13 protein-coding genes and 1 tRNA gene are annotated in these 13,398 nt (G+C 61.2%); 11 read left to right on the top strand and 3 right to left on the bottom strand.

Annotated features, from left to right (window positions below; genetic code table 11):
* The first annotated feature begins 310 nt into the window (after positions 1 to 310).
* The 5 genes from RSO67_RS24830 (at position 311) to RSO67_RS24810 (ending at position 4,993) form a co-directional block, all read left to right on the top strand.
* Positions 311 to 1,099, top strand: coding sequence for an ABC transporter permease subunit (locus RSO67_RS24830; protein WP_315844353.1), 789 nt, complete (start codon positions 311 to 313; stop codon positions 1,097 to 1,099).
* Positions 1,096 to 1,809: an ABC transporter ATP-binding protein gene (locus tag RSO67_RS24825; protein ID WP_315840996.1), complete on the top strand. Its 714-nt coding sequence runs from the start codon at positions 1,096 to 1,098 to the stop codon at positions 1,807 to 1,809. The genes RSO67_RS24830 and RSO67_RS24825 overlap by 4 nt, the downstream gene beginning before the upstream one ends.
* Positions 1,810 to 1,833: 24 nt before the next feature.
* The gene (locus RSO67_RS24820; RefSeq protein ID WP_315840995.1) at positions 1,834 to 2,844 is read left to right on the top strand and encodes an NrtA/SsuA/CpmA family ABC transporter substrate-binding protein; all 1,011 of its coding nucleotides are present in this window, start codon (positions 1,834 to 1,836) and stop codon (positions 2,842 to 2,844) included.
* A 50-nt stretch (positions 2,845 to 2,894) separates the two neighbouring features.
* Positions 2,895 to 4,115, top strand: coding sequence for an acyl-CoA dehydrogenase family protein (locus tag RSO67_RS24815; RefSeq protein ID WP_315840994.1), 1,221 nt, complete (start codon positions 2,895 to 2,897; stop codon positions 4,113 to 4,115).
* Positions 4,116 to 4,183: 68 nt separating this feature from the next.
* Positions 4,184 to 4,993, top strand: a complete 810-nt coding sequence (locus tag RSO67_RS24810) for a MetQ/NlpA family ABC transporter substrate-binding protein (protein WP_315840993.1) — start codon at positions 4,184 to 4,186, stop codon at positions 4,991 to 4,993.
* Positions 4,994 to 5,105: 112 nt separating this feature from the next.
* On the opposite strand, the gene epsC is transcribed toward RSO67_RS24810, so the two are convergent.
* Positions 5,106 to 6,050 (bottom strand): serine O-acetyltransferase EpsC, encoded by a 945-nt coding sequence (gene epsC, locus RSO67_RS24805; RefSeq protein WP_315840992.1) that lies wholly within the window; start codon positions 6,048 to 6,050, stop codon positions 5,106 to 5,108.
* A gap of 556 nt (positions 6,051 to 6,606) precedes the next feature.
* On the opposite strand from epsC, the gene RSO67_RS24800 reads away from it, so the two are divergent.
* The 4 genes from RSO67_RS24800 to RSO67_RS24785 all read left to right on the top strand — a co-directional run bounded on the left by RSO67_RS24800 (position 6,607) and on the right by RSO67_RS24785 (position 10,552).
* Positions 6,607 to 6,822: a hypothetical protein gene (locus RSO67_RS24800; RefSeq protein ID WP_068738647.1), complete on the top strand. Its 216-nt coding sequence runs from the start codon at positions 6,607 to 6,609 to the stop codon at positions 6,820 to 6,822.
* Between the two features lie 109 nt (positions 6,823 to 6,931).
* Entirely contained in the window at positions 6,932 to 7,171 is a 240-nt protein-coding gene (locus RSO67_RS24795) for a hypothetical protein (protein ID WP_315844402.1), read from the top strand.
* 58 nt (positions 7,172 to 7,229) lie between these two features.
* Positions 7,230 to 8,300, top strand: a complete 1,071-nt coding sequence (locus RSO67_RS24790) for an LLM class flavin-dependent oxidoreductase (RefSeq protein WP_315840991.1) — start codon at positions 7,230 to 7,232, stop codon at positions 8,298 to 8,300.
* Positions 8,301 to 8,959: 659 nt separating this feature from the next.
* On the top strand, positions 8,960 to 10,552 hold the full coding sequence (locus RSO67_RS24785) for a CHAD domain-containing protein (RefSeq protein ID WP_315840990.1): 1,593 nt from the start codon (positions 8,960 to 8,962) through the stop codon (positions 10,550 to 10,552).
* A 142-nt stretch (positions 10,553 to 10,694) separates the two neighbouring features.
* On the opposite strand, the gene RSO67_RS24780 is transcribed toward RSO67_RS24785, so the two are convergent.
* Both RSO67_RS24780 and RSO67_RS24775 read right to left on the bottom strand, forming a co-directional pair.
* Positions 10,695 to 10,769 (bottom strand) — tRNA-Glu (locus tag RSO67_RS24780).
* 93 nt (positions 10,770 to 10,862) lie between these two features.
* Positions 10,863 to 11,204 (bottom strand): hypothetical protein, encoded by a 342-nt coding sequence (locus tag RSO67_RS24775; RefSeq protein ID WP_089261503.1) that lies wholly within the window; start codon positions 11,202 to 11,204, stop codon positions 10,863 to 10,865.
* Positions 11,205 to 11,271: 67 nt separating this feature from the next.
* Between RSO67_RS24775 and RSO67_RS24770 the strand changes: the two genes are divergently transcribed.
* Positions 11,272 to 12,282 (top strand): RluA family pseudouridine synthase, encoded by a 1,011-nt coding sequence (locus RSO67_RS24770; RefSeq protein ID WP_315840989.1) that lies wholly within the window; start codon positions 11,272 to 11,274, stop codon positions 12,280 to 12,282.
* A 213-nt stretch (positions 12,283 to 12,495) separates the two neighbouring features.
* Positions 12,496 to 13,395 (top strand): RNA polymerase sigma factor RpoH, encoded by a 900-nt coding sequence (gene rpoH / locus RSO67_RS24765; RefSeq protein WP_089261507.1) that lies wholly within the window; start codon positions 12,496 to 12,498, stop codon positions 13,393 to 13,395.
* Positions 13,396 to 13,398: the final 3 nt, after the last annotated feature.

Below are 13,398 nucleotides of genomic sequence, written 5' to 3'. Positions count from 1 at the left end.
ACAAGAAAATTCCACTGCGCGTCGGGCGGATTGAATTTCAAGGCAACACGCAGCTTCATTTTCCAAAAACAGGCACCGCAAAAGATCGTTCGCCTCTCAATCGCGTCGCTCGGATATCAAACTGATCTAATATCGCATGGAGAATGGTTTCGCCGAAGAAACTGAAGACGCTGCGCTTTTCGTTGCTCTATCATCGCCGCTGAATTTCAGAACTGCAGCAATGGATGGCAGGGTGAGCAACGTCGACTACGTCATTCAACAGGAGTATCGCGCGCCCGCAACGCCGGCACCCGCGCGCCACACCTCCACCATTGCCAAACCCGGCCTGAAGCCAAATCTGATCGTCCTGTCCTGGATCGCGCCCGTTATTCTCATCGTTGTATGGGAAGCGCTGGCGCAGGCCGGTTGGCTGTCGCCACAAGTCCTTCCTGCCCCCTCGAAGGTGCTACGCACAGCGTGGAAACTGACTTTGTCCGGATCGCTGCTGAACGATCTCGGCGTCAGCTTGCTGCGTGCGGCCGCGGGCTTTGCAATCGGCGGCAGCATCGGCTTCATCCTCGGCACGCTGGTGGGCTTCTCGCGCATCGCCGAAGCATTGATCGATCGCAGCGTGCAGATGATCCGCGCGATCCCATTCCTTGCCCTCGTACCGCTCGTCATCGTCTGGTTCGGCGTCGGTGAGGGACAGAAGATCTTTCTGGTCTCGCTCGGCGTCGCCTTCCCTATCTATATCAACACCACCCTCGGCATTCGCCAGATCGATCCGAAGCTGATCGAGCTCGGCCGCGTCCAGGGGCTGTCCACGCTGCAATTGATCCGGCGCATCATCCTGCCCGGCGCGTTGCCGTCGATCCTCACGGGTGTCCGCTATTCGCTGGCAACGGCATGGCTGGCGCTTGTGGTGGCCGAGACCGTCGGCGCGCAATCAGGCCTCGGGTTCCTGGCCATGGACGCCCGCGAATTCCTGCGCACCGACGTGATCGTGCTGACCATCGTGATCTACGCGCTGATCGGGGTTGCCGCCGACTCCATCGCCCGGCTGCTCGAACGCAAATTGCTCGCCTGGCATCCGAACTACGGCAAGGGCGCACGATCATGAGCCCGACATCCGTGACATCTAGCGAAAACGCCGTAACCGTGAGCGGCCTGACGCGGGCCTATGGCCCGCGGGTGGTGATCGATAGGCTGGATCTCCGCATCGGGCGCGGTGAATTCGTCGCGCTTCTCGGTGAGAGCGGCTGCGGCAAGACCACGTTGCTACGCGCCCTCGCTGGCCTCGACCCGATCCAGGGCGGACATATCGATGCGCCCGGGCGACCTGCGGTGGTGTTTCAGGAACATCGCCTGCTGCCCTGGGATACGCTCTGGCAGAATGTCTCGCTCGGCCTTCCCGGCGCGGATCCGCGCAAGCGTGCCGCCGCTGCCCTGGTTGAGGTCGGTCTAGGCGACCGGCTGGACGACTGGCCGCGTAATCTGTCTGGCGGGCAGGCGCAGCGCGTCGCCCTCGCCCGCGCGCTGGTGCAGGAGCCTCGGCTGCTGTTGCTGGACGAGCCCTTCGCGGCACTGGACGCACTGACGCGAATTCGCATGCATGTGCTGGTCAAGGAGCTTATCGCCCGCCACCAGCCCGGCGTGCTTCTCGTTACGCATGACGTCGATGAAGCAATTGCCCTCGCCGACCGAATTCTGGTGATGCGCAACGGCGTGATCGCATCCGAGCACCGCGTAGATACTCACGGCAGGCCGGCTGCATCCCGCGATCAACTACTTCGCGAACTCGGCGTCGCCACCAATCTCCAGGTCGCCTGATTCCACCTCACAGGAAGTTTTCTCATGTCAAAACCGTTCTTCACATCGTCACGCCGGGATTTTCTCAGTCTCGCGATGGCGGGTGTCAGCGCCTATGCCGGCATTCATCTCGCGAGCCATGACGACGCCATCGCGCAAAGCACCGGGCGAAAGACCGACAAGGTCCGTCTCACCTGGGGTTATCATGGTCTCACGCTGATCGCGAAGGAGCGCGGCGAGTTCGAGAAGGCACTCGCCCAGCATGACATCAAGGTGGAATGGCTCGGCCCATTCCCGAACCACGCGCCGACCTTACAGGCAGTGACCGGTGACAGTGCTGATTTTGGCTTTGGCGGTAGCACCACGCCCGCGCTGGCGGCCATCATCGCCGGCTCGCCACTCGTCTTCACCCAGTTCGTGCTCTACGAGCCGCGCACGACGGCGATCATCGCCAAGGATGATTCCGACATCAACAAGGTCGAGGATCTGGTCGGCAAGTCGGTCGCGGTCAACCGCTCCGGACTTGGCGAATTCCTGCTCATCGCAGCGCTCGAGAAGCACAAGGTCGACCGCTCCAAGGTGAAATTCGTCTATCTCAACCCACCGGACGCCGCGCCAGCACTCGCATCCGGCAAGGTGGATGCCTGGTCGATGTGGTCGCCGGGCGTCGACATCGCGCGGCTGGACTACAAGGCTCACGACGTTTTCCTTGAGGGACGCGACCTGCCATTCCAGATCGACTTCTCTTCTTACGTGACGTCCCGCAAATTCGCGAAGGACAATCCGGCCATCGTGCGGGCGCTCAACGCGGCTTATGAGAAGGAAGCGCAGTGGGTCAACAAGAACACCACCGACGCCGAGCATCTCATCCAGAAGGTCGCGAAGTACGACGACCGGATTCGCGACCAGTTCATTGAGCGCAAGCGCAACTACACGCTCATTCCGGTGTCGGACAAGAAATTCGTCGGAGAACTGCAAACCGCAGCGAACTGGCTGACCGAGCGAAAGGTCCTGCCCGAATCCGTCACCGTCTCGGATCATCTGGCCAGTCTTTAAGCTTCTATCGCCGCTCGATCCTTCCCCTGGAATCGCCGAGAAAGAACCCCATGAACAAGCCCACACCACAGCACTCGTTCGACGTGTCGCAGCCGATCCGGATCGGCTCGTCCGATCTGCAACAGTTGTTTGATCACATCGCGCAGGGCGAGGCAGAGCGCGAGCACGACCGTGTTCTGCCTTACGATATCATCGAGCTGATCCGCCGATCGCGGATCGGCGCGCTCCGCATTCCCAAGGCCGACGGCGGCGGCGGCAGTACGGTGCGTGAACTGCTCACTGCAGTCATCAGGCTGGCGGAAGCCGACGCCAATGTCGCGCATATCCTGCGCAATCACTATAGCGTGGTCGAGCGCCTGCTGACCTCGCCGCCAAGCGCGCAGAACCGCAAGTGGCGCGACGACGTCGCGGCCGGCGCCATCATTGGCCTTGCCACCACGGAGCTGGGCAGTTCGCAGGTGGGAGACATCGCTCCCGCCACCACCGTCACGCCGGATGACGATGGCTACCGCCTTAACGGCACCAAATATTACAGCACCGGCACGCTCTATGCGGACTACGTGCTGGTGCGCGTCGCGGATGGTAACCAAGCGCTCGCAACGACGATCATTCCGGTTAAGCGCGAAGGCATCGAGCTGGTCGATGACTGGGATGGTTCGGGCCAGCGCCTGACCGGAAGCGGCACCACGCATTTCCGCAACGTCCGGGTCGAAGCGGCCGAGCTCATTTTCGATCAGCCCAATATCGGTTATGGGGCCGCCTATCAGAACACGTTCGCGCAACTCTACCTGACGGCCATCAATGCTGGTATCGCCGCAGCCATCCTGCGAGACGCCAGCGACCTGGTCAGGCGGCGCGCACGCAGTTTCTATTACGCGCCGACTCTTCGCCCGCGCGAAGACCCCATCCTGCAGCAGACCGTTGGCCAGATCGCAAGCAATGCGTTCGCGGCAGAAGCAACCGTGCTGGCCGCGGCCGACGCGCTTGACGTATCGAGCAAGGCCCCGGATCGCGAAGATACCAAGCCAGCGCTGGATGCCGCCCTCGCATCGTCCAAAGCCAAGATCGTCGTCGACGAATTGGCCATCCGCAGTGGCAGCCTGCTGTTCGACGCCGGCGGCGCATCCGCGACCAAGAAGTCCGACAATCTTGACCGCCACTGGCGCAATGCGCGGACGCTGTCGTCGCACAACCCGGTGACCTACAAGGCACAGGCGATCGGCGCCTATGAGGTCAACGGCACGCCGCTGCCGGCCAAGGGCTTTTTCTAGGCAATCCGGAACGCTGCGACATCGTAGCGAGCGCGATACATTCACTTCATTCCCAACCTGGACACATCATGAGAGCTGCATCTCGATTTCTCATTCTCTCCCTTTCAGCGCTTGCACTGTCGTTACCCGCCCTGCAGGCCAACGCCGCCGACAAGCCGCTCAAGGTCGGCGTTTCGGCAGGGCCCTATGGCGACATTCTTCGCGAGGCCGCGCGGCTGTCCGAGAAAGAGGGACTGAAGGCGGAGATCATCGAGTTTAGCGACTGGAACCAGCCCAATGCAGCGCTGCAGGCAGGCGACATCGACCTCAACAACTTCCAGCACCGCTTCTATCTCGCCAATCAGTCGAAGGCGCGCGGTTACAAGCTCTCCGCCCTCGATGAATCGATCCTGGTGCCGGCCGGCGTCTTCTCCAAGAAATACACCAAGGCCTCCGACATTCCCGACGGGGCCAAGATCGCCATCCCCAACGATCCGACCAATGCAGCGCGCGCATTGTTGCTGTTTCAGACCGCTGGACTGCTCAAGTTGAAGACCGATGCCGGCCTCTCGGCGAGCATTCTCGATGTGACTGAAAATCCAAAGAAGCTCCATATCGTCGAGATCGACGCGGCCCAGTTGCCGCGGTCTCTCGATGACGTGGCAGCCGCCTTTGTGTCATCCAACTACGCCTATCTCGCCGGCCTGGACCTCAACAAGGCGCTTGCGGCCGAAACCAGCGTCGTCGAAGCCAAGCCATATTATACCCTCGTCTTCGCCGCACGTGACGATCGCAAGGACGATCCGCAGATCAAGAAGTTCATCTCGATCTATCGGTCGCAGCCGGTGAAGGATTTCATCCGCACCAAGTTCAACGGCTCGATCCTCGCCGCCTGGTAATCCCAAGGGAGGATAGCTTGCTTATCCTCCCTGACGCGATGTGGCATGGTCTGACTACGGGCCATGCCTGTCGGGACTGCGGCAGCGTATTAACGCGACGGCTATCCAACCATCATCGCGGGCTGATCTTGCTCCGCACCGATGCCTGCGTCACGAAACTGTTGGGCGGTACGTCTTCGGTCAACCAGACGTTGCCACCGATGGTGGAGCCGCTTCCGACCACGATGCGTCCCAGAATGGTCGCGCCGGCATAGATGATGACATCGTCCTCGATGATCGGATGGCGCGCATTGCCCTTGATGGCCTTGCCCTCGTGATCGGTGGGGAAGTGCCGGGCTCCAAGCGTTACCGCCTGATAGATTCGGACGCGATCACCGACGATGGCAGTTTCGCCGATCACGACGCCGGTGCCATGGTCGATGAAGATGCTGGCGCCAAGACGCGCACCCGGGTGAATGTCGATTCCCGTTGCGCTATGCGCCAGCTCGGCGATCAACCGCGCCACCATCGTCGCCCCGAGATTGTAAAGCAGGTGCGCGACGCGGTGATGGATGATCGCCACCATGCCGGGATAGCCAATCAGGATTTCGGGGAAGCTCGTCGCAGCAGGATCTCCCACGAAGGCGGCTCTGAGATCGCTGACCAGCCTGCCTCGGATCTCCGGCAGCCGGGCGGCGAAGCCGCGCGTCAACGCAACGGCGTCCTCAAAATGTCGCTCGGTCGGCGCGCCGTCGGAAACGAAAGTCTGCCCGCGGTAGACTTGCTCGAGCAAGCCATCCAGTGCGGCGCCCAGTTTGCCTTCGACAAACGCATCGATGCTTTCGGTGCCGAAATCGGAACGGCCATAATGCCGGGGAAACAATGCCTCGGTGAGGCTCTTGAGCACCTCTGTAAGGGCTTCGCGCGACGGCGCCCGTCTGCTCGGCCCACGCTGCCAGATATTGTGGGCAACGTCGCGGGACTCGCGCAGCCCGGCAACGATCGTACCCAAGTCCCAAAGTGGCGCCGGACCGTCCCGACCTATGTCTTGTTTGACGTCGTCGGCAACCCTCGACATCGCGGCTCCCCTGTTGCGATCTCATACAGCTGCAACTGTGACTCATGAGCCGAGGACAAGGAATTCCAAAAGTGCAGCATTTTCGATACGTCCATGCTTCCTTCTCACGCGCCGACCTCACGTCACGTGCCTTCGCTTCCGATACAATCGCGTTCAGGCACTCGAACCAGCCTACGCGCAGCTCCCAGGCCGGTGTACGCGACACGGTGCGATGATCGCATCGTAGTCGAATGGCTGGGGTCGTCGCCAAACAGCGGTTCATTCGCTGCATATGCCCGCGCACAGCATCGTCGCTATGCGGCGCCGCTAAATTTGGATGGCCATTTCATTGACGAACGAACGCCGCCGTCGGATATTCGTGACACAGATTGTGCACTTCGGAATGCCTGCATGACCGCATATGAGACAACAGTAGTGAGCCAGTTGCGCAAGCGCGTAACCCGCCGCTGCGTGTCCGCGGCCACCGGCGCGTGTTGTTGATTCCGGCGTAAAGCTCACACCGAACATCCCATCACTCACGGATAGGATCGCTGCCTCGGCGGCGAACAGAACGCGCATGTCCAATGCCTATGTCATCGAAGTCTTCAATCGCACTGCCGGAATCGTCGTCGCCGAAGAGCGCGGATTTCGCTTCTTTTCATCAGAGCCTGCCTTCGACACGCTGGAAGGCGACCATTTCGGATCGGCCCGTGCAGCGGAACGCGCGGCGAAGGCACTCATGGACCAGCGAAGTCACAAGGCTAGCCAATCCCGCATCGCCACGGCCCGCTGAGTTCGAGACTGTCTTGGCCTGACCAGAATGACAATCAGCGCGCCGAACGAACAAAATTGCCTGGTGCAGACGGCATGGAGAATATTACTCCACGCCGGAACGCCCCGACGTGCTGATCATCATTATTTCTGGCGCGCGCTTGCGCAGACCGGATTTATCGCCTTGTTATCTGCAAATGTCGCGTTGGAGAACGATGATGCGTGAACTATCGGCGGAAGCCCGGTTGCATAACCCTGCGCGCGCGTCGTCGAACCGCACAGCGGTGCGCCTGCACACGGCCGCCGTTTACGGCGCATTTGCGTTGATCGCAGCCATCGTGTTCGGCGCGACATCGGTGCGCCCATTTTGACAACGACACGGGACGGTGAGCCGCACGCAAACATGCGGTCCCATCGTCAGAGGACATCATGAGCGATCGTTCGGAGTTTCTTTGGTACATCCCGAATGACGTGAAGGCAGGTCACCGCGGCGATGTCGTCGACCCAAACCACAACAGCGTTGAGACGCTTGCCGACCAGGCGCAAGCGCTGGAACGTCATGGGTGGAAAGGCGCGCTGATCGGAACCGGCTGGGGACGGCCGGACACATTCACCGTCGCCTCAGTGCTGGCGGCCCGCACGACGAGTTTCGAGCCGCTCATAGCCATCCGCCCGGGCTATTGGCAGCCGGCGCATTTTGCATCTGCCGCAGCCACACTGGATCAATTGAGCGGTGGCCGGGTTCGTATCAATATCGTCTCCGGCAAGGACAATCTGGCGGCTTACGGCGATGACGAAGCCGACTCGTCGCAGCGATATGCGCGGACCAGGGAATTCATGCGCATCGTCCGGCGGCTGTGGACCGAAGAAAACGTCACCTATTCCGGCGCACATTTCCGCGTCGCTGACTCCACCGCTGCGCCGCGCATCATCCAGCGCGGCAGTCGCCGACATCCGAAACTGTATTTCGGCGGGGCGTCGGACGCGGCCGAGCATGTCGCCGCAACCGAAGCCGATGTCCAGTTGTTCTGGGGCGAACCGCTCGGTGACGTCAAGCAGCGCATCGAGCGGCTCAAGAGCTTGAGTCAGCGCCTTGATCGGGATCTCCCGCCCCTGGAGTTTGGCCTCAGGATCACGACGCTTGTCCGGGAGAGCTCGGCCGAGGCCTGGGCTACGGCGGAAGCCAAGGTTGCCGACATGGCGCGGAAAGCAGGCGCGGGCTGGAACGACCACGGCCCTCCAATCGCAATCGGTCAACAGCGACTGCTCGACCTGCAGGCCCGCGGCGACGTCCTCGACGACAATCTCTATACAGCGCCAGGAAAATTCGGCGCAGCCGGCGCCGGCACCACCTGGCTGGTCGGTTCGGCATCCGAAGTGGCCAGCTCGCTGCAGAAATACCGTGATCTCGGAATCAAGTATTTCATCCTGTCTGACACGCCCTATCTGGCGGAGATCGAGCGGCAAGGCAAAATACTCCTGCCTTTGCTTCGAGATTGATTTGCGGAAACGGAAATTTGACGACCTTTATATAGTTGAAATTATTATACAATTCCTGAAAACGCCTCTAGATTCAATCCTACCAAGGTCGGCTTTGCGGCCCATTCGCGCCTCCCGAAGGACGATGTAACTCGCCCTGAATACAGCGCCAGCTTCGGCGGGATCGCTTTCGTTCCGACGAGGTAAACCAGGCGAATATCGCTGCCCCTTTCGCGATACTCTGGCGCGCAAATTTAATTGCGGCGGCCTGCCGTAAGTGATTGAATTTTCAGCAACTCGACTCAACTAATGATGGAGATACTTTCGCCAGCGAGGTTACTGCCATGCTTGCCGAGAAGTTTTTTCTGGTGCTCGAGACAATCAGAAGTCACGCCTCCGATGATAAGCCATCCGGTGGTAGATCATCTTCAGTCGTGACTGGTCCCGTACCGCAGATCCCGATCAAACCGCCAAGCGAAAAGCAAACTAAGGCCGCCGACTGAGGTAGCGTTTTGCTTTTCACGAATGTGGGCGTTCGCACCATTCGAACAGCCCTGAGTCCCGCTGGTCCCGATCGATCCGGAAATTGCCGTCGTAATTTACCGCGTCATTCCATCGCCATCTTGGGCATGTCTTGCTAGTGTCATAAAATATGATGCGTGCTTCCGATGGAGTTACCATTGAACGCCCAGCAGCCAATCGTGCCCGATCCTGCTGGCGCAGCAATTGCTGTACGACCGGGCGAACAGGCGGAAATCGAACTCAAGCTGCTGGCGCCGCAAGCTATCCTGGAAAAGCTGCGCGAGATGCCCGTCATCGTACAGCATGCGCGCAATCGCGGCGTGGTCCGCCAGCTGGAGACAGTTTATTACGACACACCGGAGAGAGCGCTGTTTCAACGCGGCATGTCGCTGCGCGTGCGACGCAGCGGCAAGCATTTCATTCAGACGCTGAAACTTCTGCCCGACATCGGGCGGCCGTTGGCGCGATGGCAGTGGGAGACATCGGTTGACGGCATGACTCCCGACCTGGCGCAGCTTCCTGTTGCCGAGATTGGCGATCCGCTGACGACGCTTACGCCCGATGCGCTCGTGCCAGCGTTTGCGACAAGAGTTCGCCGGCATGCACGGCAGCTCGATCTGCCTGATGCGTCAGTTGAGATCGCCTTCGACGTGGGGACTATCGAGGCCGGTACGCGTCAAGAAGTCCTGTCCGAGATCGAGCTCGAATTGAAGAGCGGCAACGCCGGCGCGCTGTTTGATCTCGGAACGCAGTTGCTCGACGCGGCGCCACTGCAGGTCGGCACACGGAGCAAGGCAGAACGCGGCTATGCGCTGGCGTTCGATGTCGTGCAGCCGGCGGCGAAAGCCGAACCCATCAACATCACTGCCGAGCACGCGGTTGACGACGTCATTGCGCTGCTGGGGGGCGCTTGCTGGCATCATCTCCTGCGCAATCATGCGGTGGCAAAGGAAGGATCCGATCCCGAAGGCGTGCACCAGATGCGCATCGCTCTGCGCCGTCTGCGCACGATCTGTGCGCTGTTCCGGCGTGAGATTCCATCGCCCTCGTTCGAGGCAATCAACAGCGAAGCGAGGTGGCTGATGCGACAGCTCGGCCAGACCCGCGATTGGGACGTTTTCGCGACCACGATCGTTTCTCGCGTGGCGACGACAACGCCGGAGGTCGACTTCGGCGGCTTGCGCGACGCAATCGAGCGACAGCGCAAGTCGAACTACAGCAGCCTGCAGGCGGTTCTCGACGATCCGCGCTACAGCCGTTTTCTGCTTTCGCTCGGGCACTGGGTCGAGCGCCGCCGCTGGCGCAACGATATCGACAGCGATGCGCTGGCCGTCCTGTCGCAGCCTATGCCGGCGCTCGCCGACAAAATTCTGGCGCGACAGCAGCGGAAGGTGCGCAAGCGTGGCACGCACTTCCGGCAGCTCGACACCGCTGCACGGCACAGTCTCAGAATCGAGCTCAAGAGGCTGCGCTATGCGGCGGAATTCTTCTTGCCACTTTACACCGGCCATGCGCCCGCCAAACGCTACGTGGCTCGGCTCGCCAGACTTCAAAAGAGTCTTGGACGCGTATGCGACATCGCAAGTATCCGCGGATTGCTCGGTTCCGTCAGGCAAGGCGATCAGGCCGCACTTCACCTCGCCATCGGCACGGTGACCGGCTGGCAGGCCCGTGACGAGATTGCGGCCGCGACAACGCTGCGCAAGAAATGGCGGCGCTTCAAGGCGACGCCGGCATTCTGGGGCCGGTAAAGTTCGTCGCGCTCATCTACGGACGTGACAGAGCGCACCTGAAATTGCGCGGCAAACGGTGATTTTCAACCGAAACCAGACCCGCAGTAGTCAACACCACCGCTGCCCGGATTCGTGATTTTGCTCTCAATTGGCCTAAAAATGGCGCTCCGTAAGGGAATCGAACCCTTATTTTAGCCTTGAGAGGGCCATGTCCTAACCGTTAGACGAACGGAGCGTGCGCGGGAGGGGATAGCCGGGAATGGCGGTGGCTGCAAGATGCTGCCGCCCCCTCGCCCACTTATATGGTTATGGTTCGTTTTGGCGAACCTCAGGGCTCGCTGGCGAATTTCAGCGTGCCGGCGGGTTTCAGGCTCTTGGCGTCGAAAGTGCGGATTTCGGTGCTGCCGCCGACGTCCAGCGTCAGCACGATCCGGTCGCCAGCTACCCCCGTGGAGAGGATTTTGGCGCCTTTCGGCAGGGTCGCGGTCGTCGCCGACGTCACAGTGCTTCCATCCGTGCGGAAAAGGCGGTAGCCGATCACGACGAGCAGCGCGCCGACGCCCAGGGCGGTGGTCAGGCCCGCGATCAGCATCATGCGGCGGACGCGCGCGATCATGGCGGCCTGTTCAAGGGTCGGTTCGGGCGCGCTATCGGCGGCGGGCTGGGTCATGCAAACACTCGTCTCTTAATTCACGGCTCTCGAAGCAACACGCTTCTGTCAGGTAAGGCTTTACGGAATGAACGATCAACGGCTGGATGTCACGGTGCAGGGCGACGAAGGCTCGACCCGGCTCGATCGCGTGCTCGCCGTGCGCAGCCCGGCTTTGTCGCGGTCGCGGCTGAAGGCGCTGATCCTCGCCGGCCAGGTGACGATCACCCGGTCTGCGCAAGACCCCACCCCCGTGCGCGACCCCGCTTATCATGTCGCTGCCGGCGATACGATCACAATCGACGTCCCGCCGGCCATCGCGCCGGAGCCCGAAGGCGAGGATATCGCCCTCGATATCGTGTTCGAGGACGAGGACATCATCGTCATCAACAAGCCCAAGGGCCTCGTCGTGCATCCCGCCGCCGGCCACGAGACCGGCACGCTGGTGAATGCGCTGATCGCCCATTGCGGCGCGTCTTTGTCGGGGATCGGCGGCGTCAAGCGGCCGGGCATCGTGCACCGGCTGGACAAGGACACTACCGGCCTGATGGTGGTCGCCAAGAACGACGCCGCCCATGCGTCGCTGACGGCGCAATTCGCCGATCACGGCCGCACCAACGAAATGCGGCGCGGCTATATGGCCTTTGCCTGGGGCATTCCGAACCGGCCGCGCGGCACGGTGGAAGCGCCGATCGACCGGCACCCCCATGCCCGCGAGAAAATGGCGGTCCGCGAAGGCGGCCGCGATGCCGTCACCCATTGGGAAGTGCTGCAGGAATTCCCGGATCGCCACGGCAAGCCGATCGCCACCCTGCTGGCCTGCCAGCTCGAGACCGGGCGGACGCACCAGATCCGCGTGCATCTGGCCCACATCCAGCATCCACTGATGGGAGATTCGGTCTATGGCTCGCATTTCAAGACCAAGGCGTCGTCGCTGGGCGTAAAGAGCCGCGCGGCGCTGGAAGCGCTCGACCGGCAGGCGCTTCACGCCTATTCGCTCGCGCTCGAGCACCCTCGCACGGGCGAGATTCTGGAGTGGACCAGCGAGCTTCCTCACGATTTGGCGGTTTTACGGGCCCATATGGCCGTGCCAGAATGACGCAGATGCATATAAAAAAGTAAGCTTTTCCAAACGCTTATATTGGCCCCACGGGAACGTGACAGGGAATTCACTTTCAATACGCTTGTAGTAGGGTGTATGTTGCACCTGCGTCAAATGAGACGCGGAACATCGCAGCCAGGGCGGCTTTAACAAAGCGCTCGCTGCCTGGCCCGCCGCTATCGGGGGTCTGAACCACTGGAGGGCATCATAATGGCCCGTACAGCTACCCTTCCGGTTCTCAATGGAGAATCCGGCCTCTCGCATTACCTCGCCGAGATCCGCAAGTTTCCGATGTTGGAACCTCAGCAGGAATATATGTTTGCCAAGCGTTGGCGCGAGCACGACGATCGCGACGCGGCACATCACCTTGTGACCAGCCATCTGCGACTCGTCGCCAAGATCGCCATGGGCTATCGCGGCTACGGTCTGCCGATCTCCGAAGTTGTCTCGGAAGGCAACGTCGGTCTGATGCAGGCTGTGAAACGCTTCGAGCCGGAGAAAGGCTTCCGCCTGGCCACCTACGCCATGTGGTGGATCAAGGCCTCGATTCAAGAGTACATTCTGCGTTCGTGGTCGCTCGTGAAGATGGGCACCACCGCAAACCAGAAGAAGCTGTTCTTCAACCTGCGTAAGGCGAAGAGCAAGATTTCCGCCCTGGACGAAGGCGATCTTCGCCCCGACCAGGTGAAGCTGATCGCCACGCGTCTCGGCGTGACGGAACAGGACGTGATCGACATGAACCGCCGCCTTGGTGGCGACGCGTCGCTCAACGCACCGATCCGTGACGACGGCGAAGCCGGCGAATGGCAGGACTGGCTGGTCGATAACTCGCCCAATCAGGAAACCATCATGGCGGAGCACGAGGAGTTCGATCATCGCCGTCAGGCGCTGAACGGCGCCATCGGCGTCCTCAACCCGCGCGAACGGCGCATCTTCGAGGCGCGTCGCCTCGCCGATGAACCGATGACGCTGGAAGATCTTGCCTCGGAGTTCGGCGTCTCGCGCGAGCGTGTCCGTCAGATCGAAGTCCGTGCCTTTGAAAAGGTGCAGACCGCGGTCAAGGGCACCATCGCCAAGGCGGAAGCTGCCGCTCTGGAAGCTGCGCACTAACAG

The sequence above is a fragment of the Tardiphaga sp. 709 genome, assembly GCF_032401055.1.
GTDB lineage: Bacteria > Pseudomonadota > Alphaproteobacteria > Rhizobiales > Xanthobacteraceae > Tardiphaga.
The sequence above is the reverse complement of the archived record's forward strand: the minus strand, read 5'-3'. Positions and strand labels throughout refer to the sequence as shown.

Bases quoted from the DNA above. Each gene is read 5' to 3' on its own strand.
- RSO67_RS24820 (WP_315840995.1), top strand. From the start codon at position 1,834: ATGTCAAAACCGTTCTTCACATCGTCACGCCGGGATTTTCTCAGTCTC.
- RSO67_RS24810 (WP_315840993.1), top strand. From the start codon at position 4,184: ATGAGAGCTGCATCTCGATTTCTCATTCTCTCCCTTTCAGCGCTTGCA.
- RSO67_RS24770 (WP_315840989.1), top strand. From the start codon at position 11,272: ATGAACGATCAACGGCTGGATGTCACGGTGCAGGGCGACGAAGGCTCG.
- RSO67_RS24775 (WP_089261503.1), bottom strand. From the start codon at position 11,204: ATGACCCAGCCCGCCGCCGATAGCGCGCCCGAACCGACCCTTGAACAG.
- rpoH (WP_089261507.1), top strand. From the start codon at position 12,496: ATGGCCCGTACAGCTACCCTTCCGGTTCTCAATGGAGAATCCGGCCTC.
- RSO67_RS24790 (WP_315840991.1), top strand. From the start codon at position 7,230: ATGAGCGATCGTTCGGAGTTTCTTTGGTACATCCCGAATGACGTGAAG.
- RSO67_RS24825 (WP_315840996.1), top strand. From the start codon at position 1,096: ATGAGCCCGACATCCGTGACATCTAGCGAAAACGCCGTAACCGTGAGC.
- RSO67_RS24800 (WP_068738647.1), top strand. From the start codon at position 6,607: ATGTCCAATGCCTATGTCATCGAAGTCTTCAATCGCACTGCCGGAATC.
- RSO67_RS24815 (WP_315840994.1), top strand. From the start codon at position 2,895: ATGAACAAGCCCACACCACAGCACTCGTTCGACGTGTCGCAGCCGATC.
- epsC (WP_315840992.1), bottom strand. From the start codon at position 6,050: ATGTCGAGGGTTGCCGACGACGTCAAACAAGACATAGGTCGGGACGGT.